This is a genomic window from Pseudomonas sp. Irchel s3b5 (genome assembly GCF_900187435.1).
Taxonomy (GTDB): Bacteria; Pseudomonadota; Gammaproteobacteria; order Pseudomonadales; family Pseudomonadaceae; genus Aquipseudomonas.
Genome location: NZ_FYDY01000006.1, coordinates 48,970 through 70,164, shown reverse-complemented (window position 1 = coordinate 70,164; position 21,195 = coordinate 48,970). Strand labels below are relative to the sequence as shown.

27 protein-coding genes are annotated in these 21,195 nt (G+C 60.2%); 9 read left to right on the top strand and 18 right to left on the bottom strand.

Annotation, left to right across the window (positions count from 1 at the left end; genetic code table 11):
* The first annotated feature begins 3 nt into the window (after window positions 1-3).
* The gene (rpoH, locus tag CKW15_RS08965; protein ID WP_056853991.1) at window positions 4-858 is read left to right on the top strand and encodes an RNA polymerase sigma factor RpoH; all 855 of its coding nucleotides are present in this window, start codon (window positions 4-6) and stop codon (window positions 856-858) included.
* A 132-nt stretch (window positions 859-990) separates the two neighbouring features.
* Here rpoH and mtgA read toward each other — a convergent pair whose 3' ends face one another.
* A complete protein-coding gene (gene mtgA, locus CKW15_RS08960) occupies window positions 991-1,713 on the bottom strand; it encodes a monofunctional biosynthetic peptidoglycan transglycosylase (RefSeq protein WP_095057387.1) in 723 nt (240 codons plus the stop codon).
* A gap of 74 nt (window positions 1,714-1,787) precedes the next feature.
* On the opposite strand from mtgA, the gene CKW15_RS08955 reads away from it, so the two are divergent.
* From CKW15_RS08955 to trmB, 4 genes are all read left to right on the top strand, one after another.
* Window positions 1,788-2,168, top strand: coding sequence for a DUF423 domain-containing protein (locus CKW15_RS08955; protein ID WP_095057388.1), 381 nt, complete (start codon window positions 1,788-1,790; stop codon window positions 2,166-2,168).
* 71 nt (window positions 2,169-2,239) lie between these two features.
* A complete protein-coding gene (gene thiS / locus CKW15_RS08950; RefSeq protein WP_162184594.1) occupies window positions 2,240-2,440 on the top strand; it encodes a sulfur carrier protein ThiS in 201 nt (66 codons plus the stop codon).
* A gap of 60 nt (window positions 2,441-2,500) precedes the next feature.
* Window positions 2,501-3,295 (top strand): thiazole synthase, encoded by a 795-nt coding sequence (locus tag CKW15_RS08945; protein WP_095057389.1) that lies wholly within the window; start codon window positions 2,501-2,503, stop codon window positions 3,293-3,295.
* A gap of 9 nt (window positions 3,296-3,304) precedes the next feature.
* Window positions 3,305-4,030, top strand: a complete 726-nt coding sequence (gene trmB / locus CKW15_RS08940) for a tRNA (guanosine(46)-N7)-methyltransferase TrmB (protein WP_095057390.1) — start codon at window positions 3,305-3,307, stop codon at window positions 4,028-4,030.
* 646 nt (window positions 4,031-4,676) lie between these two features.
* Here the strand turns inward: trmB and CKW15_RS08935 are convergent.
* From CKW15_RS08935 to CKW15_RS08895, 9 genes are all read right to left on the bottom strand, one after another.
* Window positions 4,677-5,000, bottom strand: a complete 324-nt coding sequence (locus CKW15_RS08935; protein WP_095057391.1) for a DUF3392 domain-containing protein — start codon at window positions 4,998-5,000, stop codon at window positions 4,677-4,679.
* A 22-nt stretch (window positions 5,001-5,022) separates the two neighbouring features.
* A complete protein-coding gene (gene hemW, locus CKW15_RS08930; protein ID WP_095057392.1) occupies window positions 5,023-6,228 on the bottom strand; it encodes a radical SAM family heme chaperone HemW in 1,206 nt (401 codons plus the stop codon).
* Entirely contained in the window at window positions 6,225-6,821 is a 597-nt protein-coding gene (rdgB, locus tag CKW15_RS08925; protein WP_095057393.1) for an RdgB/HAM1 family non-canonical purine NTP pyrophosphatase, read from the bottom strand. The genes hemW and rdgB overlap by 4 nt, the downstream gene beginning before the upstream one ends.
* A complete protein-coding gene (locus CKW15_RS08920; protein ID WP_095057394.1) occupies window positions 6,818-7,252 on the bottom strand; it encodes a DUF4426 domain-containing protein in 435 nt (144 codons plus the stop codon). The genes rdgB and CKW15_RS08920 overlap by 4 nt, the downstream gene beginning before the upstream one ends.
* Window positions 7,253-7,278: 26 nt before the next feature.
* Window positions 7,279-7,899, bottom strand: coding sequence for a methionine biosynthesis protein MetW (gene metW / locus CKW15_RS08915; RefSeq protein WP_095057395.1), 621 nt, complete (start codon window positions 7,897-7,899; stop codon window positions 7,279-7,281).
* 7 nt (window positions 7,900-7,906) lie between these two features.
* Window positions 7,907-9,046, bottom strand: coding sequence for a homoserine O-acetyltransferase (locus tag CKW15_RS08910; protein WP_095057396.1), 1,140 nt, complete (start codon window positions 9,044-9,046; stop codon window positions 7,907-7,909).
* A gap of 182 nt (window positions 9,047-9,228) precedes the next feature.
* Window positions 9,229-9,819, bottom strand: coding sequence for a YggT family protein (locus CKW15_RS08905; RefSeq protein WP_095057397.1), 591 nt, complete (start codon window positions 9,817-9,819; stop codon window positions 9,229-9,231).
* A gap of 10 nt (window positions 9,820-9,829) precedes the next feature.
* A complete protein-coding gene (proC, locus tag CKW15_RS08900; protein ID WP_095057398.1) occupies window positions 9,830-10,648 on the bottom strand; it encodes a pyrroline-5-carboxylate reductase in 819 nt (272 codons plus the stop codon).
* Window positions 10,649-10,669: 21 nt separating this feature from the next.
* Window positions 10,670-11,368 carry a YggS family pyridoxal phosphate-dependent enzyme gene (locus CKW15_RS08895; protein ID WP_095057399.1) on the bottom strand — a complete coding sequence of 233 codons (699 nt, stop codon included), beginning with the start codon at window positions 11,366-11,368 and terminating at the stop codon, window positions 10,670-10,672.
* Between the two features lie 56 nt (window positions 11,369-11,424).
* On the opposite strand from CKW15_RS08895, the gene CKW15_RS08890 reads away from it, so the two are divergent.
* Window positions 11,425-12,459, top strand: coding sequence for a type IV pilus twitching motility protein PilT (locus CKW15_RS08890; RefSeq protein ID WP_095152072.1), 1,035 nt, complete (start codon window positions 11,425-11,427; stop codon window positions 12,457-12,459).
* A 139-nt stretch (window positions 12,460-12,598) separates the two neighbouring features.
* Here the strand turns inward: CKW15_RS08890 and CKW15_RS08885 are convergent, their stop codons facing one another.
* Window positions 12,599-13,216: a C40 family peptidase gene (locus CKW15_RS08885; protein ID WP_095057401.1), complete on the bottom strand. Its 618-nt coding sequence runs from the start codon at window positions 13,214-13,216 to the stop codon at window positions 12,599-12,601.
* A 250-nt stretch (window positions 13,217-13,466) separates the two neighbouring features.
* On the opposite strand from CKW15_RS08885, the gene CKW15_RS08880 reads away from it, so the two are divergent.
* Window positions 13,467-13,895 (top strand): TM2 domain-containing protein, encoded by a 429-nt coding sequence (locus tag CKW15_RS08880; protein ID WP_095057402.1) that lies wholly within the window; start codon window positions 13,467-13,469, stop codon window positions 13,893-13,895.
* A 97-nt stretch (window positions 13,896-13,992) separates the two neighbouring features.
* On the opposite strand, the gene CKW15_RS08875 is transcribed toward CKW15_RS08880, so the two are convergent.
* The 7 genes from CKW15_RS08875 to gshB form a co-directional block, all read right to left on the bottom strand.
* Window positions 13,993-15,264: a dihydroorotase gene (locus CKW15_RS08875; protein ID WP_095057403.1), complete on the bottom strand. Its 1,272-nt coding sequence runs from the start codon at window positions 15,262-15,264 to the stop codon at window positions 13,993-13,995.
* The gene (locus tag CKW15_RS08870; RefSeq protein ID WP_007897943.1) at window positions 15,261-16,265 is read right to left on the bottom strand and encodes an aspartate carbamoyltransferase catalytic subunit; all 1,005 of its coding nucleotides are present in this window, start codon (window positions 16,263-16,265) and stop codon (window positions 15,261-15,263) included. Before CKW15_RS08870 ends, CKW15_RS08875 begins: the two co-directional genes overlap by 4 nt.
* A 27-nt stretch (window positions 16,266-16,292) precedes the next feature.
* Window positions 16,293-16,796, bottom strand: coding sequence for a bifunctional pyr operon transcriptional regulator/uracil phosphoribosyltransferase PyrR (gene pyrR, locus CKW15_RS08865; RefSeq protein WP_095057404.1), 504 nt, complete (start codon window positions 16,794-16,796; stop codon window positions 16,293-16,295).
* 82 nt (window positions 16,797-16,878) lie between these two features.
* Window positions 16,879-17,316, bottom strand: coding sequence for a Holliday junction resolvase RuvX (gene ruvX / locus CKW15_RS08860; protein WP_095057405.1), 438 nt, complete (start codon window positions 17,314-17,316; stop codon window positions 16,879-16,881).
* Window positions 17,316-17,888: a YqgE/AlgH family protein gene (locus CKW15_RS08855; protein ID WP_095057406.1), complete on the bottom strand. Its 573-nt coding sequence runs from the start codon at window positions 17,886-17,888 to the stop codon at window positions 17,316-17,318. Before CKW15_RS08855 ends, ruvX begins: the two co-directional genes overlap by 1 nt.
* A gap of 182 nt (window positions 17,889-18,070) precedes the next feature.
* Window positions 18,071-18,970, bottom strand: coding sequence for an energy transducer TonB (locus CKW15_RS08850; protein WP_095057407.1), 900 nt, complete (start codon window positions 18,968-18,970; stop codon window positions 18,071-18,073).
* 77 nt (window positions 18,971-19,047) lie between these two features.
* Window positions 19,048-20,001 carry a glutathione synthase gene (gshB, locus tag CKW15_RS08845; RefSeq protein WP_095057408.1) on the bottom strand — a complete coding sequence of 318 codons (954 nt, stop codon included), beginning with the start codon at window positions 19,999-20,001 and terminating at the stop codon, window positions 19,048-19,050.
* 359 nt (window positions 20,002-20,360) lie between these two features.
* Here gshB and pilG point away from each other — a divergent pair, with 359 nt between their 5' ends.
* Window positions 20,361-20,765 (top strand): twitching motility response regulator PilG, encoded by a 405-nt coding sequence (gene pilG / locus CKW15_RS08840; RefSeq protein WP_095057409.1) that lies wholly within the window; start codon window positions 20,361-20,363, stop codon window positions 20,763-20,765.
* Window positions 20,766-20,822: 57 nt separating this feature from the next.
* Window positions 20,823-21,188: a twitching motility response regulator PilH gene (gene pilH, locus CKW15_RS08835; RefSeq protein ID WP_027926574.1), complete on the top strand. Its 366-nt coding sequence runs from the start codon at window positions 20,823-20,825 to the stop codon at window positions 21,186-21,188.
* Window positions 21,189-21,195: the final 7 nt, after the last annotated feature.

Below are 21,195 nucleotides of genomic sequence, written 5' to 3'. Positions count from 1 at the left end.
CGTATGACCAATTCTTTGCAACCTGCATATGCTCTGGTCCCGGGTGCGAACCTGGAGGCCTATGTGCACACCGTCAACAGCATTCCATTGCTGACGCCGGAGCAGGAGCGTGAACTGGCCGAGAGTCTCTATTATGAGCAGGATCTTGAGGCGGCTCGGCAGATGGTGCTCGCCCACCTGCGGTTTGTCGTACATATCGCCCGTAGCTATTCCGGCTACGGTCTGGCTCAGGCTGACCTGATCCAGGAAGGTAACGTCGGCCTGATGAAGGCTGTGAAGCGCTTCAACCCGGAAATGGGTGTGCGTCTGGTTTCGTTCGCCGTGCACTGGATCAAGGCTGAAATCCACGAGTTCATCCTGCGTAACTGGCGCATCGTGAAAGTCGCGACCACCAAGGCCCAGCGCAAGTTGTTCTTCAACCTGCGCAGCCAGAAGAAGCGTCTGGCGTGGCTGAACAACGAGGAAGTCCACCGTGTGGCGGAAAGCCTCGGTGTGGAGCCTCGGGAAGTGCGCGAGATGGAAAGTCGCCTGACCGGCCATGACATGGCCTTCGACCCGGCTGCCGAAGCCGACGACGACAGCGCTTTCCAGTCGCCGGCCAACTATCTGGAAGACCACCGGTATGATCCGGCCCGTCAACTGGAAGACGCTGACTGGAGCGACAACTCCAACCACAACCTGCACGAAGCGCTGGAAGTGCTGGACGACCGCAGCCGTGACATCCTCTACCAGCGCTGGCTGGCGGAAGAAAAAGCCACGCTGCATGACCTGGCGCAGAAGTACAACGTATCGGCCGAGCGTATTCGTCAGCTTGAGAAGAGCGCGATGAACAAGCTCAAAGTGTCGATCGCCGCCTAAACGCGGTACAGGCAATAAAAAAACGCCCCGATCATTGATCGGGGCGTTTTGTTTTTAGGGGCAAAAGATCGCAGCCTTCGGCAGCTCCTACAGGAATACGCGATCCAATGTAGCTGCCGAAGGCTGCGATCTTTACTGCGCCCAAGGCGCCCGGCGCGAATCATTAAGGCCGACCAGATAGCTGTCGCCACCCAGCTGGCTCATCTGCCGCCGAATCCAGCCGGCCCGCCGCGCCACGTACCCGGTCGGATGGCTGGCACTCCATACCCGAGGATTGGGCAATACGGCAGCGAGCATGCTCGATTGTTGACGGCTGAGGTTCTTGGCGCTCACACCGAAATGATGCCTGGCTGCCGCTTCGGCGCCAAACACGCCGTCATCCCATTCGACACTGTTCAGGTAAACCTCAAGGATCCGCTGCTTGGGCCAGAAAATTTCGATCAGCCCGGTGAACCAGGCTTCCAGGCCTTTGCGCAGCCAGCTGCGGCCGGACCACAGGAACAGATTCTTCGAGACTTGCTGGCTGAGCGTGCTGGCACCGCGGATGGTGCCGCCAAGTTCGTTGTGGGCCAGGGCTTTCTGAATCGCGCCGAAGTCGAAACCCCAATGCTCCGGGAATTTCTGATCTTCGCCCGCAATCACGGCGAGCTTCAGGTCATCGGAGATCTTGTCCCAGGGTTCCCAGTCACGTTGCAGATCGATAGGTTCGCCGTCGAACCAGGATTCGATCTTGCGCTCGACCATCAGCGTCGTCCCCGGTGGAGGCACGAACCGAAAAATCAGCACCAGCAAAACGCTGCCGCCCATGAACCAGAGCACGGCCTTGGTGAAACGACGGAAATAGATACGCAGCATAGAGATGGCTTGGCCGAACCCGTTGAGCGGGCCATTATACAGACCCTGCTGATCGAGACTGACTGGAGTTCTTCATGCTGCGTGGCTTTTTGATGCTGGCCGCTTTTTTCGGTTTCACCGGTGTCGGTCTTGGGGCCTTTGCCGCCCATGGATTGAAAAACCGCCTGAGCGCCGAGTACCTGGCGATTTTCCATACCGGCGTCACCTACCAGTTGGTGCACACACTGGCGTTGTTGGGCGTCGCATTACTGGCCACGCAGATTCCCGGGCGTCTCGTGACGTGGGCGGGTGCATCGTTTGCCATCGGTATCTTGTTGTTCTCCGGCAGTCTGTACGTGTTGACGCTGACCGGTGTCAGCAAGCTCGGGATCATTACGCCTTTCGGTGGCCTGGCCTTCCTGGTGGGCTGGTTTTGCCTTGGGTTGGCCGCCTGGCGCTTGCCACTGACCGCTTGACGCTTGTTGCTGACCTTTAGGTCATGATCGGGCTAGAATGCCAGCCCCTAAAAATGATGGCGGCATTCGGCATGCGCATTCAGTTGAACGGCGAATCCTTGGAACTGCCCGACGGTGAAACCGTTGCGGCCCTGCTTACCCGTCTGGACCTGACCGGTCGCCGGGTGGCGGTCGAACTCAATCTGGATATCGTCCCGCGCAGTCAGCATGCAGACACTGCATTGAACGACGGCGACAACGTCGAAGTGGTGCACGCCATCGGCGGCGGCTAGCAGCCTCGGCCCAGTGGCCACAGAATTCTGCAAGTACCTCACCCCTACAGAGGATTTCCCATGAGCATCGTTCGTAGCGACAAGCCTTTCGTCCTGGCCGGTCGTACTTACCAGTCGCGTTTGCTGGTCGGTACCGGCAAGTACCGTGACATGGAAGAAACCCGCCAGGCCATCGAAGCCTCGGGTGCCGAGATCGTCACTTTCGCCGTGCGCCGCACCAACCTCGGTCAGATCGAGGGCGAGCCGAACCTGCTCGAAGTGCTGTCGCCGGATCGCTACACCTTCCTGCCAAACACCGCCGGTTGCTACGACGCTATCGAGGCCGTGCGCACTTGCCGTCTGGCCCGTGAGCTGCTCGATGGCCACAATCTGGTGAAGCTGGAAGTGCTGGCCGATCAGAAAACCCTGTTCCCCAACGTGATCGAAACCCTCAAAGCCGCCGAAACGCTGGTCAAGGAAGGTTTTGACGTGATGGTCTACACCAGCGATGACCCGATCATCGCCCGCCAATTGGCGGATATCGGCTGCATCGCGGTCATGCCGCTGGCCGGTCTGATCGGTTCGGGTCTGGGCATCTGCAATCCGTACAACCTGCAGATCATCCTGGAAGAAGCCAAGATTCCGGTGCTGGTGGATGCCGGTGTGGGTACCGCGTCCGATGCCACCATCGCCATGGAATTGGGTTGTGATGCGGTGCTGATGAACTCGGCCATCGCCCACGCCCAGCAGCCAGTGATGATGGCCCAGGCCATGCAACACGCCATCCTTGCAGGTCGCATGGCCTACCTCGCCGGCCGCATGCCGAAAAAACTCTATGCCAGCGCCTCTTCGCCGCTGGATGGTCTGATCAAGTAAGAGCCATTGATGACTGAATCGAACGACACGCCAATCCCGACGGAAGAAGGCGACGAGCGCCAACACCGCCGCATCAAGAGTTTCGTGATGCGCGCCGGGCGCATGACCGAAGGCCAGCAAAAGGGCCTGGAGCAGGGCACGCCGCTGTTCGTGCTGCCACTGGCCGATGCGCCGGTGGACTTCGACCAGGTGTTCGGTCGCTCGGCTCCGCGCTCGCTGGAAATCGGTTTCGGCATGGGCCATTCACTGCTGGAAATGGCCGCGGCTTCGCCAGACCAGGACTTCATTGGCGTGGAAGTACACCGTCCGGGTGTCGGCGCGCTGCTCAATGGCGTGCTGACGCAGGGCCTGACCAACCTGCGGGTCTACGATTGCGATGCGATCGAAGTGCTCAACCGTTGCGTGGCCGATAACAGCCTCGATCGCCTGATGCTGTTTTTCCCGGACCCGTGGCACAAGAGCCGTCATCACAAGCGCCGTATCGTTCAGGCATCCTTCGCTGAGCTGGTGCGCAGCAAGTTGAAAGTCGGCGGCATTCTGCACATGGCCACCGATTGGGAACCGTACGCCGAGTACATGCTGGAAGTGATGAACGTTGCGCCGGGTTATCGCAACCTGGCTGAAGACGGCAAGTGCGTGCCCCGCCCGGCCGAGCGCCCGATCACCAAGTTCGAACGCCGCGGCGAACGTCTTGGGCATGGCGTGTGGGATTTGAAGTTCGAAAAACAGTCCTGACCCGTACAACCTGTAGGAGCCGGCTTGCTGGCGATGGAGTGTCAGTCGACATTGAGGTGGCTGACCCACATCGCCAGCAAGCCGGCTCCTACGGTTTTTTGTGCGTCCCGAAATCAGCGGCGGTCGGCAACTACGCCAGTCCCCGTAACCCGGCTGAATACGGCAAGTGCGTATCACGTCCAACCTGTAGGAGCCGGCTTGCTGGCGATGGCGTGTCAGTCGACATTGATGTGGCTGACCCACATCGCCAGCAAGCCGGCTCCTACGGATTTTTTGTGCGCCCCGAAATCAGCGGCGGTCAGCGACCACGCCAGTCAACGCCGGTACCCGTAACCCGGCTGAATACGGCAAGTGCGTATCACGTCCAACCTGTAGGAGCCGGCTTGCTGGCGATGGAGTGTCAGTCAACGTTGAGGTGGCTGACCCACATCGCCAGCAAGCCGGCTCCTACGGTTTTTTTGCGCGCCCCGAAATCAGCGGCGGTCGGCAAACGCCAGTACCCGTAACCCGGCTGAATACGGCAAGTGCGTATCACGTCCAACCTGTAGGAGCCGGCTTGCTGGCGATGGAGTGTCAGTCAACGTTGAGGTGGCTGACCCACATCGCCAGCAAGCCGGCTCCTACGGTTTTTTTGCGCGCCCCGATATCAGCGGCGGTCGGCAACTACGCCAATCAACACCAGTACCACCAGCAACACCGGCGCGAGGCTGTAGTTGTTGAACTGGCTCAGGCCGCGAACAACCCAAGGCGTGGCATAGATCAGCGCAGCGCCGCTGCCGATCATGCACAGCAGGGCCATCATCGGTACGCGCAGGGCGCCGGCAATGTTGCCCAGGCGTTGCTCGACCCAGCCTTTGAAATCCGCACCGAACAGCACCAGCAGGCAGCCCACCAGGGCCAGGGCGATTTCCGAGAGATTGCTGCGGCTCCAGCGAGACACGGTGGCGAGCAGGTCGAGTACCAAATCCATTCGTTTTCCCTTAAGGCTGAAATCAGCTCAGAAATTTCTGCAACAAGTCGTTGAGGAAGAGTTGTCCGCGCTCGGTAGCCGCCAGACGTGACGGTTCGACCTGCAATAGGCCGCTTTGTTCGGCTTCGCGACGCGCTTCGGCGAGGCTTTCCAGTGTCATGCCGGTGCGCTCCGGATAGAGCCGCGATTCGACGCCCTCCGTCAGGCGTAGCGCGTTCATCAGGAATTCGAACGGCATTTCATCGTTGGTCAGCGCTTTCTCGCCCGCCTTGAAGCTTTTCGACGGGTTCAGGTAATCCTTTGGCAAACGCGTCTTCCAGGTGCGGACGATGCGCCCGTCCGGATGGCTGAGCTTGCCGTGGGCACCGGCACCGATACCGATGAAGTCACCGAAACTCCAGTAATTGAGGTTGTGCCGCGCCGGGCGACCGGGTTGGGCATAGGCCGAGACTTCGTATTGCGCGTAACCGTGTTCGGCCAGCAGCGCTTGGCCCGCCTCCTGAATGTCCCACAAGGTATCGTCTTCCGGCAGCGTCGGCGGCTGGTTCCAGAACACCGTGTTCGGTTCCAGAGTCAGCTGATACCACGACAGGTGCGTCGGTTTCAGGGCGATGGCGGTGCGCAGGTCATTAAGGGCGTCGTCCAGGGATTGATCGGGCAAACCGTGCATCAAATCCAGGTTGAAGTTATCGAACCCGGCCTGACGTGCCATGCCCGCGGCGCGGACGGCTTCGTCACCGTTGTGAATCCGGCCCAGCGCCTGGAGTTTTTCCTGCTGAAAGCTTTGGATGCCGATCGACAGGCGATTGATCCCCAGTTTCCGGTAGGCCACAAACTTGTCTTGTTCGAAGGTTCCCGGATTGGCCTCCAGGGTGATTTCGATGTCGCTGGCAAACGGGATGCGCTGTTCGACGCCTTTGAGCAAGCGACCCAAGGCCTCGGCACTGAACAGGCTCGGCGTGCCTCCACCAAAGAAGATCGAACTCAACTCGCGGCCATAAACGGCGTGCAGATCCTGATCGAGATCCGCCAGCAGTGCATCGACGTACTCCTCTTCCGGCAGCACGGGGCTGGCGGTGTGGGAGTTGAAGTCGCAATAAGGGCATTTACGCACGCACCACGGGATGTGGATGTACAGCGCGAGAGGGGGCAGCACGGGCAGGGCGGCCCGAGGCGATTGCGCATCGCCGCCGAAGATCAGCGGCGACGCGGTGGATTCGCGGGTCATTTCAGGCCCAGACGCTGGCGCAGCAGATCCATTGCACGGGCGCGGTGGCTGATCTGGTTCTTGTCGGCCGGGCTCAACTCGGCGCTGGAGCAGTTGCGCTCCGGCACCCAGAACAGCGGGTCGTAGCCAAAACCGTGTTCGCCACTGGCAGCGGTCAGGATGTGCCCGTGCCACAGGCCTTCGCAGAGGATCGGTAACGGATCGTCGGCGTGACGCACCAGCGCCAACACACAGACGAACTGTGCACCGCGTTCAGCTTCAGGCACGTCTTTGAGCACGTCGAGCAGTTTGGCGTTGTTCGCCGCGTCGCCCTTGCCGTCGGCGTAACGCGCCGAATAGATGCCTGGCGCGCCGCCGAGGAAATCCACCGCCAGCCCGGAATCGTCGGCCAGCGCCGGAAGCCCGGAAATGCGTGCGGCATTGCGTGCTTTGAGGATGGCGTTTTCGACGAACGACAAACCCGTCTCTTCAGGCTCGATGCTGCTGAACTCGCCGATCGAGCGCAGGTGCACCGACTCGCCGAGCATGGCCTGGAGTTCTTTGAGTTTGCCGGCGTTATGGCTGGCCAATACGAGTTGCGTGAAGTTGATCATTGGCCGGGGAAGAGCTCTTGGTTGAAATTGATGGTGTTGATTTTGTCACCGGTCTGCACCTTGATGTCGAAGGTGCGGACTTCCTGCTGATCCACCGGAAATTGCGCGATGTAGTAGATCGCGCCTTGCTCGGTGATCTGCTTGAACTTCAGAGGCACGGTTTGGCTGGTCAGGTCTTTGACCGAGCCACTGACCTGGGCCATCAGTGGCTTGCCCTCCTTGATGACCGAAATGTTGATCACACCCTGGTTCTTGCTGCGGATCAGTTCAGCCGATTTGGCGATATCGGGTGTCAGGTACGTGGAGTTGAAGGTGTTGTAGTGCACCGTCACGTCGCCAAAGGTTTCCTGGCGCTCGCCCTTGATGGCGTCGGCGGCCGCGGCGGTGACGCTCAGGCAGGCAGTGAGTAGAAACAGCGCTAGACGACCCATGATCGTTCTCCTCGAAATGTGGTGGTTCAGACCGCGACCTTGTGGTCTGCAAGCCCGGGGCTGCTGACGCGGTAAATACCGATCTCACCTAACAGATTAGGCCAAAGCTTACTGGCCCACCCGTGTCGATGCTGTTGATCCACGGCAAGCCGATCAATGACCTTCGCTTCACGTTCGCGGCACAAGGCTTCAAAGTCGGCGAAGGTGCAGAAGTGAATGTTCGGCGTGTTGTACCAGGTGTACGGCAGGAATTCGGAAACCGGCATCCGGCCCTTGCTCGCCAGGTACCAGCGGCAGCGCCAGTGGCCGAAATTGGGGAAGGTGATGATGCATTGGCGGCCGACGCGCAGCATTTCGTCGAGGATCTTGTCCGGGTAATGCACGGCTTGCAGCGCCTGGGTCATGACCACGACGTCGAAGCTGTTGCTGGCGAAGTTGCCCAGGCCCTTGTCCAGGTCCTGCTCGATGACGTTGATGCCCTTGGCTATGCACTCGGCGATGTTGTCCGCGTCGTTTTCCAGGCCGTAGCCGGTCACTTGCTTGTTGTCGCGCAGCCACGTCAGCAGCTCGCCGTCGCCGCAACCGAGGTCGAGCACGCGGCTGCCGGCGGGGATCCATTCCTGGATGATTTCCAGATCAGCTCTCATGGCTATCTCACAACGTAATGCGGTTCATGTAATTGCCGAACGCCTGCAAGTAACGCGGGATCGGAATCAGAAAGGCGTCGTGGCCTTGCGGCGCATCGATCTCGAGGTAGCACACGTCTTTGCGCGCCGCCATCAGCGCATCCACCAGTTCCCGCGAACGGGCAGGGGAAAAGCGCCAGTCGGTGGTGAACGACATCACGCAGAACTTGGCTGTGGCGTTTTCGAAGGTTTTTGCCAGGTTATCGTCGAAGTTGGCCGCCGGATCGAAATAGTCCAGGGCCTTGGTCATCAACAGATAAGTGTTGGCGTCGAAACGCCCGGAAAACTCTTCGCCCTGATAGCGCAGGTAGCTTTCGACCTGGAACTCGACGCTGTGGAAGTCGTAGTTGAGCTTCTCGCTTTTCAGGCCGCGACCGAATTTCTCGCCCATGGAATCGTCGGACAGGTAGGTGATGTGCCCGACCATCCGCGCCAGCATCAGCCCGCGTTTGGGGATCACACCTTGTTCCTGGAACGAACCGCCGTGGAATTCGGGATCGGTGAGGATCGCCTGGCGCGCCACTTCGTTGAAGGCAATGTTTTGCGCCGACAGCTTGGGGGCCGAGGCGATGGCCAGGCAGTGACGGATACGCTCAGGGTAGGTGATGCTCCATTGCATCGCCTGCATGCCGCCGAGACTGCCGCCGATCACCGCCGCGAATTGGCGGATACCCAGCAAATCGGCCAGCCGCGCCTGGCTGTGCACCCAGTCTTCCACGGTCAACACCGGGAAGTCGGCGCCGAACGGTTTGCCAGTTTCCGGATTGATGCTGCTCGGGCCGGTGGAACCGTTGCAGCCGCCGAGGTTGTTCAGGCTGACCACGAAGAACTTGCTGGTATCGATCGGTTTGCCGGGGCCGATGCAACTGTCCCACCAACCGGGCTTGCGGTCGTCGACGCTGTGATAACCGGCAGCGTGGTGATGGCCGGACAAGGCGTGACAGATCAGCACAGCGTTGCTCGCCGTGGCGTTCAGCGTGCCGTAGGTTTCGTAGATCAGGTCATAGGCTGGAAGCGAGCGACCGCAGGCCAACGCCAGGGGTTCGCTGAAGTGCGCCGTTTGCGGCGTCACCAGACCAACAGAATCGGGGGGGAAGGCAGCTGGCATCGACCCTGCTCTCATTGAAATGAGGCGTAAGTCTAAAGACCGCTGGGGTTAGCGGCAAGCAACGATCGGGCCTGAATTTTCCCTGTAGGACCGAGGTGTGGCCATCGCGAGCGAGCTCGCTCCTACAGGGGGAACGCATTCCAATGCAGGAGCGAGCCTGCTCGCGATGAACGATGACGCGATTAGATCAGAATGCGCAGGATTTCCGGCATCATCGTCATGGCAGCAAGGTTGTTGATCACCAGCATGTCGATCAGCTTGAGTGCCAGGAACGCGAAGATCGGCGACAGATCCAGCCCGCCCAGGTTGGGCAGGAACTTGCGGAACGGCGCCAGGGCCGGTTCGCAGAGGTCGTTGACCAGTTCAGCGCCCGGGTTATGGCTGCCCGGAGCGACCCAGGACAGAATCACGCTGATGATCAGGGCGAAGAAGAAAATCTTCAGGAACAGCGCGGTCACGCCGATGAGCGACCAAATCAGCAGTTGCAGCGGGTTGCCGGTGGTGCCGTAGGTCAGCAGCAGGGTCAGGGCCATCAGTGCCAGTTGCACCAGAATCGCCAGCACCAGCGAGGACATGTCCAGGCCGAACATGCTCGGGATGATCCGGCGCAGTGGTTTGAGCAGCGGCTGGGTAGCCTTCACGATGAACTGGCAGAGCGGGTTGTAGAAGTTCGCCCGCACCAGTTGCAGCACGAAGCGCATCAGCACGATCAGCAGGTAAAGGCTGCCGAGGGTTTGCAGCACGTAGACCGCTGCAGTGTTCAATCCAATCATGAAAAGCTCCTTATTTGCCCAGTTGTTCGGCCATCTCGGCCGAGCGGTGCGCGGCGGCGCCGAGTGCTTTTTCGACCAGAGATTCGAAACCGTTGGCCTGGAACGACTTGATGGCGGCTTCCGTGGTGCCCGCAGGCGAGGTCACGCGACGGCGCAACTCAGCGGCGTCGACGTCGCTGGAGACGGCCATATGCGCGGCGCCCAAGGCAGTTTGCAAGGTGAGTTGCGCTGCGATGTCCGTTGGCAGGCCAAGTTTTACGCCGGCAGCGGTCATCGCCTCGATCAGCAGGAAGAAGTACGCCGGACCCGAACCGGAAACGGCGGTGACGGCGTCCAGTTGCTGCTCTTCATCCAGCCACAGGGCGATGCCGACTGCGGACAGCAGCTCTTGAGCCTGTTGACGCTGATCGGCAGTCACTTCGGCGGTCGCGAACAAACCGCTCACGCCCTGACGCAACAGGGCCGGGGTGTTGGGCATGCAGCGCACAATCGGCTGGGCGCCGAGCCAGTTGTTCATGCTGGCGCAAGTGATACCGGCGGCAATCGATACCACCAGTTGATTGGGCTTGAGGCTTGGGCGAAGGGCTTCGCAGACGGTTTTCATCGCCTGGGGTTTGACCGCCAGCACGACCACGTCGGCGCCTTCGATGGCCTGGGCGTTGTCAGCGAAGGTTTCGATGCCGTGCTCGGCGCTCACGCGGGCGCGGGTTTCGTCACCCGGATCGCTGGCGCGGATCTGCGCGGCATCCAGACCCTTGGCCCGCAGGCCGCCGATCAGGCTGGCGGCCATGTTGCCGGCACCGATAAAGGCAATACGCGTCTTGCTCATGTCAGGTCCTTAAAAGAGAGTTCATGGTTGACCATGCATTTGTGAATAGTCGCGAGCACCAAACAGGGCGGTACCAATACGCACCCAGGTGGCGCCTTGGGCAATGGCCGATTCGAGATCGTGGCTCATGCCCATGGAAAGTGTGTCGAGTGGCAGGTTCAGGCTGACTTGCAGGCTTTGCACAGCAGCAAAGGCAGCATCCTGTTCGGCGCGGTCGTCAGTCGGCTCGGGAATCGCCATCAATCCGCGTAACTTCAAGCGCGGCAGGGCGCTGATGGCATGGGCCAGGGCCGGCAGGTCGGCTGGCGTGCAGCCGGATTTGCTGGCTTCACCGCTGACATTGACCTGGATACAGATGTTCAAGGGCGGTAAATCGGCAGGGCGTTGCTCGGACAGACGTTGTGCGATTTTCAGACGATCCACGGAATGCACCCAGTCGAAATGCTCGGCGATGGCGCGAGTCTTGTTCGATTGAATGGGGCCGATGAAGTGCCAGATCAAGGCCAGGTCAGCCAGTTCAAGCTGCTTGCCCAGTGCCTCTTGCAGGTAGTTCTCACCAAAGTCACGCAGGCCGGCTGCATAGGCTTCGCGCAGGGCTTCGGCGGGTTTGGTCTTGCTCACGGCCAGCAGCTGGACGCTGTTTTCGGCGCGGTTGGCAGCAAGTGTTGCGGCATGTATGCGCGAACTAACCTGAAGAATGTTGTCTGCTATGGTGGACATCAAGAGGCGCCAGCGGTCTGAAGGTTCGCGGCATTCTACTGGAATTGAGAGGCGCAATGGATATCACTGAACTGCTGGCGTTCAGCGCCAAACAGGGTGCATCCGATCTGCATTTATCTGCCGGCCTGCCGCCGATGATTCGGGTGGATGGCGATGTACGACGGATCAATCTGCCGGCGCTGGACCATCAGCAAGTCCAGGCGCTGATCCACGCCATCATGAACGACACCCAGCGAGGGGACTTCGAGAAACACCTGGAAACCGACTTTTCGTTCGAAGTGCCTGGTGTGGCGCGTTTTCGGGTCAATGCGTTCCACCAGAACCGTGGTGCGGGCGCGGTGTTCCGCACCATTCTCTCGAAAGTGCAAAGCATGGAAGAGCTGGGCATGGGCGAAGTGTTTCGCAAAATGACCGATGCACCACGCGGCCTGGTGTTGGTCACCGGGCCGACCGGTTCCGGCAAATCGACCACGCTGGCGGCGATGATCGACTACCTCAACACCCACCGCCATCACCACATTCTCACCATCGAAGATCCCGTCGAATTCGTGCACGAACCGCGTAAATGCCTGATCAATCAGCGCGAGGTGCACCGCGACACCCGCAGTTTCGCCGCAGCCCTGCGCTCGGCATTGCGCGAAGACCCTGATGTGATTCTGGTGGGGGAGATGCGTGACCTGGAGACCATTCGCCTGGCATTGACCGCCGCCGAGACGGGCCACCTTGTGTTCGGCACCTTGCACACCACATCGGCGGCGAAGACCATCGACCGGGTGGTGGACGTGTTTGCGCCAGACGAGAAAGCGATGGTGCGTTCGATGCTCGCTGAATCGCTGGTGGCCGTGGTGTCGCAGACACTGATCAAGAAGATTGGCGGCGGGCGCATTGCCGCGCACGAAATCATGCTGGGGACATCTGCGATCAGGAATTTGATCCGCGAGAACAAGGTGGCGCAGATGTTCTCGTCGATTCAGTCGGGCGGGTCGTTGGGGATGCAGACGCTGGATATGAGCTTGAAGGAATTGGTGAACAGAGGGTTGATCAGTCGAGATCATGCGCGGGAGAAGGCGCGGTCACCGGATGGTTTTTGAGGGATAGTGCTACCTGTGGCGAGGGAGCTTGCTCCCGCTGGGCTGCAAAGCAGCCCCAAAAATCTGGGAGCGCTGCGCACTCCAGCGGGAGCAAGCTCCCTCGCCACAAGTGTTCGGCTTCAGACGAGCACTTGGCTAATCAGCGCTGAACAACCCGCAACGCGTTCTGTTCTTTTGGCAGTACGCGCTTGGCAACCACGTAGTGCTTTTCCCAGTACGGCTTCTTCAGGGTGTCGATGGAAACCGACTTGCCACGACGCGGTGCGTGGATGAAGCGGTCGTTGCCCAGGTAGATGGCAACATGATTGACTCGACGGCTCTTGATGTTGAAGAAAATCAGGTCGCCCGGCTTCAGGTCTTCGCGATCCACTTTCTCGCCATGACCCTTGGCCATGGCATTGGACGTGCGAGGCAGGTCAAAGGTGGCGTCGTTGAACGCATACTTCACCAGACCGCTGCAATCGAAGCCTTTGCTCGGGCTGCTGCCGCCCCAACGGTACGGCGTACCCAGGACGTTCACAGCGCGGCTCAGCACATTGCTGCTTTCCTTGGATGCCATAGGTGGCACCAGGCTGCTTTTGCTGGTCAACTCTGGAGCGGTTTTGACCGATTTACTGCTTTTGCTGGAAGGGGCAGAAGCGTGGGATTTTGGGGTGTAACCATTAACGTTTGGAAGACGTTGCTCACGATTGGTGGCGTGGGCGGCCAGTGGCATCAAAAGGCAAATGGTTAGCCATGTCTTTAAAAATGAACGCATTAAGCAAGGCTCGGATAGGTGAACGCGCAACTTTATAACAGCTTTTTTTGCCGTTCCGAGGCCGTTGGTCGATTCAACCCGGAGGTCAACGGAACCAATCAAGCGGCATTTGGGTGAAATTGTCGGACAGAAGTCAGGTGCTATAAGGCTTTGGCGGGAATGACAGTAGCATTTGCCATACGTCGGGTGCCTGTAAAAAAGTCACAAAGAATTCAAGAATATTTATCTATCGTGTGAAACGAGGTTATCCATGAACCCCTATCAACAAACTGTTCAGCAGCAAGATACGCACAGCAAAGTCATCGGTTATTTGCTGTGGGTTTTTGGTTTTACCGGTGCTCACCGCTTCTATTACGGAAAGCCGGTGACCGGAACGATCTGGTTCTTCACCTTTGGATTGCTGGGGATTGGCTGGCTCATCGACCTGTTCCTGATTCCGGCAATGGACCGCGAGGCTGATTTTCGGTTTACCGCAGGGCCGATCGAATACAACGTGGCGTGGATTCTGCTGACGTTTCTCGGCGTATTCGGTGTGCACCGGATGTATCAGGGGAAATGGATCAGCGGGCTGCTGTACCTGGTGACGGGCGGGTTGTTCTTTTTGGGAGTGCTGTATGACTTCTGGACGCTGAATGATCAGGTTTCGGTGCGTAACGCCCAGAATCGCGGCGCCTTTTAAGTAAGCCATCGCTAGCAGGCTAGCTCCCACAGGGGATTTGTGTTGTTCACAGATCCTGTGTGGGAGCTAGCCTGCTAGCGATTGGGGCAACGCGGTCTTAAGCCTGGTGGCTGATCCGTCCGTCCACCAGGGTGTAACGCACTACGCCCGGCAGGCTGTGGCCAATGAACGGGCAGTTCTCGCCTTTCGACAGCCAGGTTTCACCCGCGACGGTCGAAGCCGCAGGGTCGAACAGCACGATATCCGCCGCACCACCCACCGCCAATTTGCCCGCCGGCAGGCGCAAGGCCTCGGCAGGACCGGCACTGAGGCGTGCCAGCAGCGTCGGCAAATCCAGCAAGCCGTCTTCCACCAGTGTCATCGCCAGGGGCAGCAGCAATTCAACACTGCTGATGCCCGGTTCGGTCGCGCCGAACGGTGCCAGTTTGGCGTCACGCTCGTGGGGTTGGTGGTGGCTGGAAATGGCCGAGATCACCCCTGACTTCACCGCAGCACGCAGGCCATCGCGGTCGGCGCGGGTGCGCAGCGGCGGCTGGACGTGATACAGGCTGCTGAAATCGATCAGCGCTTCGTCGGTCAGGATCAATTGATACAGCGCCACGTCCGCCGTGACGTTCAGGCCGCGAGCCTGAGCCTGGGCAATCAGTTCCACGCCACGGGCGCTGGTGAGCTGGCTGAAGTGCGCGCGCACGCCACTTTGCTCGACCAGAAGCAGGTCTCGGGCCAGAGCCACGGTTTCGGCGCTTTCCGGAATGCCCGGCAGGCCAAGGAAACTGGCAGTCGGGCCTTCGTGGGCCAGTCCGCCTTCGGCGAGGTCGTGATCCTGGGAGTTGAAAATCACCGTCAGGTCGAAGGTAGCCGCGTACTCCAGCGCCCGACACAGGGTGCGGGTGTTGCGGAAACTCTCCAGACCATTGCCGAAGGCCACGCAACCGGCATCGCGCAGGGCGACCAGTTCTGCCAGCTGTTCGCCGTCCAGGCCTTTGCTCAGGGCGCCGATCGGGAAGACTTTGGTGTTGCCGGCCTCACGGGCGCGGTCGAGGATCAGTTCGGCCACGGCCGAGGTGTCCAGCACCGGTTTGGTTTTTGGCGGACAGCACAGGCTGGTAACGCCACCGGCCGCGGCGGCGCGGGTTTCGCTGACGATCGAGCCTTTACGGCTGTAACCCGGCTCGCGCAGGGCGACGTTGAGGTCGACCAGGCCAGGCGCGGCCACCAGGCCTTGGGCGTCGAGGGTGTCGACGGCGACAAAACCGGCCGGTGCGGCGCCAAGGGCGACGATCTTGCAGGCTTCGATATGAATGTCGGTCACTTGATCCAGGCCGCTGCTTGGATCGATGACGCGTGCGCCGAGAATGCTGAGCTTCACTGGGCGTTCTCCTGCTCGAATTGGCGCTGGGCTGTCTGCCCGCTCATGGCCATGGACAGCACGGCCATACGAATCGCGATGCCGTAGGTGACCTGGTTGAGGATCACCGAGTGCGGACCGTCGGCCACCGCCGACTCAATCTCCACGCCGCGGTTGATCGGCCCCGGGTGCATGACGATGCAATCGGGTTTGGCCCCGGCCAGGCGCGCGGTGGTCAGGCCGAACAGGCGGTAGAACTCACCTTCGCTCGGCAGCAGGCCACCGGTCATGCGCTCACGCTGCAAGCGCAGCATGATCACCACGTCGACGTCTTTCAGGCCTTCGGTCATGTCGGTGTAAACCTTCACACCGTATTGCTCGATGCCGATCGGCAGCAGGGTTTTCGGTGCAATCACGCGAATGTCCGGGCAGCCGAGGGTTTTCAGCGCCAGCATGTTCGAGCGTGCGACCCGCGAGTGCAGGATGTCACCGACGATGGCCACCGAGAGGTTTTCGAAGCCACCCTTGTGCCGGCGAATGGTGAGCATGTCGAGCATGCCCTGGGTCGGGTGCGCGTGACGGCCGTCGCCACCGTTGATGATTGCCACTTGCGGGCACACATGCTCGGCGATGAAGTGCGCGGCGCCGGAGTCACCGTGGCGCACAACGAACATGTCGGCAGCCATGGCTTCAAGATTGCGCAGGGTATCGAGCAGGGTTTCCCCCTTGCTTGCCGACGATGTCGACACGTTCAGGGTAATCACGTCTGCCGACAGGCGCTGGGCCGCCAGTTCGAAGGTGGTGCGGGTGCGGGTCGAGTTCTCGAAGAACACGTTGCACACGGTCTTGCCGCGCAACAACGGGACTTTTTTCACAGCCCGTGCGCCCACTTCGAGGAAGGAGTCGGCAGTGTCGAGGATTTCCGTCAGCAACTCGCGGCGCAAACCGTCGAGCGAGAGGAAGTGACGCAGCTGGCCCTGATCATTGAGCTGCAGCGGGCGCTTGGTTTCTAGAGGCGTCATCGCGAGGGGGACTCTCAATAGGGCGAATTAAAGGGCGAGGTCTTGCAGTTCGAGCGCAAGCTCCGGACCGGACAGCTTCACGCGCTCGTGGGCGGCCAGCGACAGGGTCGCACCGACCACGTTCGGACGGATCGGCAGTTCGCCGGCGTCCAGGTCTAGCAGGCACACCAGCGTCACGCTGGCCGGACGGCCGTAGTCGAACAATTCATTCAGGGCGGCGCGGACGGTCCGGCCGCTCATCAGCACGTCATCGATCAGCACCAGGTGCTGGCCTTCGATTTCGAACGGTAGCGCCGAAGGGCGCACTTGCGGGTGCAGGCCGTTCTGGCTGAAGTCGTCGCGATAGAAGGAAACATCCAGGGTGCCGAGGGGCTCGTCGCTGCCCAGTTCCTTGAGCAAGGCCTGGGCGACCCAGACGCCGCCGGTACGAATGCCGATGTAGCGCGGTTCGCTGATAGCACGGTGTTCCAGATGGGCCTTTAGACGCGTGGCCATCTGGCTGATCAGTTCGGCGGGATTGGGCAGGCTCATGGTTGCTCCTTCTTGGGCCCGAGCCGGTGCTGCTTCAACGGCAGGCTCGGGTTGTAGCTAAGAGAGGCGTGTAAACGACTCGTCAGGATTCGAACAATGCAGTGTTTGCGTCGAGCCAGCCTTGCAGCAGCAGGGCGGCGGCGATGGCGTCGACCGGGTTGTCGCGGTAGCTGCCCTTTTGTCCGCCGCGATCACGTCGCTCGCCTTTGGCTTCAAAGGTCGTCAGGCGTTCATCGTGGGTGTAGAAGGGCAGGTTGAAACGGCCGTTCAAACGGCGGGCGAACTTTTCGGCTCGCAGGCACATGTCGCTCGGTGTGCCGTCCATGTTCAATGGCAGGCCAACCACCACGGCATCGGGTTTCCACTCTTTAATGAGGGCCTCGACCTGGTTCCAGTCAGGAATGCCGTTCTGCGCTTTCAAGGTGCACAGCTCACGGGCCTGGCCGGTGATCACCTGGCCGACCGCAACGCCGATCTGTTTGGTGCCGTAGTCGAATCCGAGAATCAGCCGCAGGGCCATCAGGCGTGCCCCGCCTGGCTGGTGAGCAGGCTGAGATTGACGCCCAGGTGTTTGGCGGCCGCTTCCAGGCGCATTTCGCTGCTGGTATTGAACAGGATGTCGGCGTCGAAGGGGCAATTCAGCCAGGCGTTCTGGGCCAGTTCGGCCTCCAGTTGACCGGCTTCCCAGCCCGCATAACCGAGGGCAATCAGGCTTTTAGCCGGACCGACACCGTCAGCGATGGCGAACAATACGTCCTGAGAGGTCGACAGGGACAATTCGTCCTCCAGATCAACGGTTGCCTGGAAGCTCAGACCTTTAGGGTGCAGCACAAAACCGCGATCGGTCTGTACCGGGCCACCAATGAAGATCGGCACATGCTGGCAGAGCGCTGGCGGCTCGATGTCCGGGCGCAATTGCTCAAGAATATCGGCCAGGCTCAGGTCTTGCGGACGGTTGATCACCAGCCCCATGGCACCATTGGCCGAGTGCTCGACGATATAGGTCAAGGTGTGCGCAAAGTTCGGGTCGGCCATGTGTGGCATGGCGATCAGGAATTGATGCTTGAGGTAGCTGGGGCTGACGTTTTTCATGAGCGCTAGTGTGGCGTTCGAGGGGCGAACTGACAAGCTGGGGAGTGATGTTTGCTTGAGATTGGTCGCTGGTTCGCATGGTCAAACGGGTGTAACGCGGTCCTGTAGGAGCCGGCTTGCTGGCGAATGCGATTTCAAGGACGCCATCGCCAGCAAGCCGGCTCCTACAGGTCATAGGCCCATCAGTTGCTGGACAGTCGATCGCCGCGGGCAAACTTCCAGGTGCGGATGATTTCCAGGCGGTCGATGTCCGACAGGTCGCCGGTAAACGGTGCAAAAGGCGCCGCCAGTCGCACAATCCGCTGGGCCGCCTGATCCAGCAGCGGTTGCCCGGAAGATTCCAGCACCAGCACTTCATACAACGAGCCGTCGCGGTTGATCGAAACCATCAGGCGCAGGTTGCCGTAGATCTGTTTGCGCCGTGCTTCGTCGGGGTAATTGAGGTTGCCGATACGCTCGACCTTCTTGCGCCATTCGTCTTTGTACCAGGCGCCCTTGTCGCGCATGGTCGAGGCGGCGCTCAGGCGGTGGATGCGCGGGCGCTTGGCGTACAGCTGTTGTTCGGCCGCCAGTTCCGCTTCGAGGCTGGCGATGTCGCTGGACAACTGCTCGCTGTCGAACGTCGGCGCCTGGACCATGGGTTTGGCTTCGGTCTTGGGCTCTTCGGTCTTGGCGGGGGCTTTTTTCGGTTTTGGCGCGATGGTGGTCACGGCAGCCTTTGGCGGCGCTTGCTGCACTTCTGGCTTGGCGGCCGGTGGTGGCGTGACCTTCTGTACTTTGTTGTCCTGGAAGGGCGCGACCTCGGTGGTCTTGGGAATCGCCTTTTTATCCAGGGTGCCGCTGCCTTGCTGATTTTCCTGGGCGAGGAAGTCGGCTTTTTCAGGCTTTTTTTCGCTTTTGAACGTGGCGAGGGTGATTTCCAGGGTTTTGCTGATCTGCTTGGGCTCGACCACTGCAAACCCGACGCCCAGCAACAGCGCCAAGTGGATCAGCGCCGCGAGAAACAGGGTAAAACCGAGGCGATCGGCCGGGCGCACGCCACGGTGGGCGAGTTCTGCGGGCAGATCGGACGGGAGTGTCATGACAAGGAAACCAACATCGCGTTTTTCACAGGCCGGGCATGATAACGCAATGTGGGTTCTTCATCGGCTGTTCTATATCAACGCGCTTTGAGCTTCTGATCGATGGCATCCATGAGCATGCCGCCGATGTCGGTGCCAAACGCGTTGTCAATCTCGCGAATGCACGTCGGGCTGGTGACGTTGATTTCGGTCAGGTGCTCGCCGATCACGTCCAGGCCAACGAACAGCAGGCCTTTTTCACGCAGGGTCGGGCCGACTTGTGCGGCGATCCAGCGATCCTTGTCGGTCAGCGGGCGCGCTTCGCCACGGCCACCGGCCGCCAGGTTGCCACGGGTTTCGCCCGCTGCGGGAATGCGCGCCAGGCAGTAGTCCACCGGCTCGCCGTCGATCATCAGGATGCGTTTGTCGCCGTCCTTGATCGCCGGCAGGTAGGCCTGGCCCATGATCTGCTGGGCGCCGAGGGCGGTCAGGGTTTCGAGGATCACCGAAAGGTTCGGGTCGCCAGCGCGATGACGGAAGATCGACGTGCCGCCCATGCCGTCCAGCGGCTTGAGGATCACATCGCCGTGTTTGGCGGCGAATTCACGCAGCACGTCGGCACGGCGGCTGACCACGGTCGGCGGCGTGCACTGCGGGAACAGCGTAGCGAACAGCTTTTCGTTGCAGTCACGCAGGCTTTGCGGCTTGTTGACGACCAGCACGCCGGCGCGCTCGGCCTGTTCCAGCAGATAAGTGGAGTAGACGAATTCCATGTCGAACGGCGGATCCTTGCGCATCAGGATCACGTCCAGATCGCTCAGCAACGCATCGCTTTCGGCGCCCAGTTCGAACCATTTTTCCGGGTTGGCGAACACCTGCAACGGCCGCATCCGCGCCCGGGCCTGGCCTTCGGCCTGGTACAGGTCGCGCTGCTCCATATAGAACAGTTCCCAGCCACGCTTCTGCGCGGCCAGCAGCATGGCCAGCGAGCTATCCTTTTTATAGGAGATGCTGGCGATAGGGTCCATGACAATCCCGACGCGAACGCTCATTGGGTTTTCCTCGAAATTTGGGGGGGCGAGAACCGCTTTTCTGTAGGAGCGAGCATGCTCGCGATGAACCCAAGAACACCGCGGGGTGTCAGGTTTCCCGCGTCATCGTTGACGTCAATCGCGAGCATGCCCGCTCCTACAGTTAATAGAAGCAGTGCCGTATAAAAGTGGCGTCAGAGTGGCGCTGAGTGTGTTCCCGGTCAAGGAAAAACCACCTTGAGGGTCGGCCGATAGATTGGTACTGGAGACTGTGCTAAAAAGACTGCCGAGTGGTACAGGCCCTTGAGTATCAAGGGCTTCGAGCCGCGTTAGCCGGCAAACGGACAATTTGTTTCGCAAAGGCGACGGTAGAGCATTTTATGGAACAGCAAACCAGCGCCTTGAAGGTCATGGTGATCGACGATTCGAAGACGATTCGCCGCACCGCCGAAACGCTGCTCAAGAATGTGGGTTGTGAGGTCATCACGGCTATCGACGGTTTCGATGCCCTGGCCAAGATTGTCGATAACCACCCAGGCATCATCTTTGTCGACATCATGATGCCGCGCCTGGATGGCTACCAGACCTGCGCCCTGATCAAGAACAACAGCGCGTTCAAGTCCACGCCAGTGATTATGCTGTCGTCCAAGGACGGGCTGTTCGACAAGGCCAAGGGGCGCATCGTCGGCTCCGATCAGTTTTTGACCAAGCCGTTCAGCAAGGAAGAATTGCTTGATGCGATCCAGGCCCATGTGCCGGGGTTCGCCGCTGTATTGCCGCAGTAGGACACGCACAGTGATGCTCGGCCAACGGGTCCGGCGTCGACAAAAATGGGGAAGACCATGGCACGTATTCTGATCGTCGATGATTCGCCGACCGAAATGTACAAACTGACCGGCATGCTGGAAAAGCACGGTCATGAAGTGTTGAAAGCCGAAAACGGTGCCGACGGCGTTGCGCTGGCCCGTCAGGAAAAGCCCGACGCGGTCCTGATGGACATCGTCATGCCCGGCCTCAATGGTTTCCAGGCGACCCGTCAGCTGACCAAAGACCCGGACACCGGGCACATCCCGGTGATCATCATCACCACCAAGGATCAGGAAACCGACAAGGTCTGGGGCACGCGCCAGGGCGCCAAGGATTACCTGACCAAGCCGGTCGATGAAGAAACCCTGATCAAGACCTTGAACAACGTACTGGCCGGTTGATCGGTCG

Coding starts and splice junctions, on each gene's coding strand:
- rpoH (WP_056853991.1), top strand. CDS start 4: ATGACCAATTCTTTGCAACCTGCATATGCTCTGGTCCCGGGTGCGAAC.
- mtgA (WP_095057387.1), bottom strand. CDS start 1,713: ATGCTGCGTATCTATTTCCGTCGTTTCACCAAGGCCGTGCTCTGGTTC.
- CKW15_RS08955 (WP_095057388.1), top strand. CDS start 1,788: ATGCTGCGTGGCTTTTTGATGCTGGCCGCTTTTTTCGGTTTCACCGGT.
- thiS (WP_162184594.1), top strand. CDS start 2,240: ATGCGCATTCAGTTGAACGGCGAATCCTTGGAACTGCCCGACGGTGAA.
- CKW15_RS08945 (WP_095057389.1), top strand. CDS start 2,501: ATGAGCATCGTTCGTAGCGACAAGCCTTTCGTCCTGGCCGGTCGTACT.
- trmB (WP_095057390.1), top strand. CDS start 3,305: ATGACTGAATCGAACGACACGCCAATCCCGACGGAAGAAGGCGACGAG.
- CKW15_RS08935 (WP_095057391.1), bottom strand. CDS start 5,000: ATGGATTTGGTACTCGACCTGCTCGCCACCGTGTCTCGCTGGAGCCGC.
- hemW (WP_095057392.1), bottom strand. CDS start 6,228: ATGACCCGCGAATCCACCGCGTCGCCGCTGATCTTCGGCGGCGATGCG.
- rdgB (WP_095057393.1), bottom strand. CDS start 6,821: ATGATCAACTTCACGCAACTCGTATTGGCCAGCCATAACGCCGGCAAA.
- CKW15_RS08920 (WP_095057394.1), bottom strand. CDS start 7,252: ATGGGTCGTCTAGCGCTGTTTCTACTCACTGCCTGCCTGAGCGTCACC.
- metW (WP_095057395.1), bottom strand. CDS start 7,899: ATGAGAGCTGATCTGGAAATCATCCAGGAATGGATCCCCGCCGGCAGC.
- CKW15_RS08910 (WP_095057396.1), bottom strand. CDS start 9,046: ATGCCAGCTGCCTTCCCCCCCGATTCTGTTGGTCTGGTGACGCCGCAA.
- CKW15_RS08905 (WP_095057397.1), bottom strand. CDS start 9,819: ATGATTGGATTGAACACTGCAGCGGTCTACGTGCTGCAAACCCTCGGC.
- proC (WP_095057398.1), bottom strand. CDS start 10,648: ATGAGCAAGACGCGTATTGCCTTTATCGGTGCCGGCAACATGGCCGCC.
- CKW15_RS08895 (WP_095057399.1), bottom strand. CDS start 11,368: ATGTCCACCATAGCAGACAACATTCTTCAGGTTAGTTCGCGCATACAT.
- CKW15_RS08890 (WP_095152072.1), top strand. CDS start 11,425: ATGGATATCACTGAACTGCTGGCGTTCAGCGCCAAACAGGGTGCATCC.
- CKW15_RS08885 (WP_095057401.1), bottom strand. CDS start 13,216: ATGCGTTCATTTTTAAAGACATGGCTAACCATTTGCCTTTTGATGCCA.
- CKW15_RS08880 (WP_095057402.1), top strand. CDS start 13,467: ATGAACCCCTATCAACAAACTGTTCAGCAGCAAGATACGCACAGCAAA.
- CKW15_RS08870 (WP_007897943.1), bottom strand. CDS start 16,265: ATGACGCCTCTAGAAACCAAGCGCCCGCTGCAGCTCAATGATCAGGGC.
- pyrR (WP_095057404.1), bottom strand. CDS start 16,796: ATGAGCCTGCCCAATCCCGCCGAACTGATCAGCCAGATGGCCACGCGT.
- ruvX (WP_095057405.1), bottom strand. CDS start 17,316: ATGGCCCTGCGGCTGATTCTCGGATTCGACTACGGCACCAAACAGATC.
- CKW15_RS08855 (WP_095057406.1), bottom strand. CDS start 17,888: ATGAAAAACGTCAGCCCCAGCTACCTCAAGCATCAATTCCTGATCGCC.
- CKW15_RS08850 (WP_095057407.1), bottom strand. CDS start 18,970: ATGACACTCCCGTCCGATCTGCCCGCAGAACTCGCCCACCGTGGCGTG.
- gshB (WP_095057408.1), bottom strand. CDS start 20,001: ATGAGCGTTCGCGTCGGGATTGTCATGGACCCTATCGCCAGCATCTCC.
- pilG (WP_095057409.1), top strand. CDS start 20,361: ATGGAACAGCAAACCAGCGCCTTGAAGGTCATGGTGATCGACGATTCG.
- pilH (WP_027926574.1), top strand. CDS start 20,823: ATGGCACGTATTCTGATCGTCGATGATTCGCCGACCGAAATGTACAAA.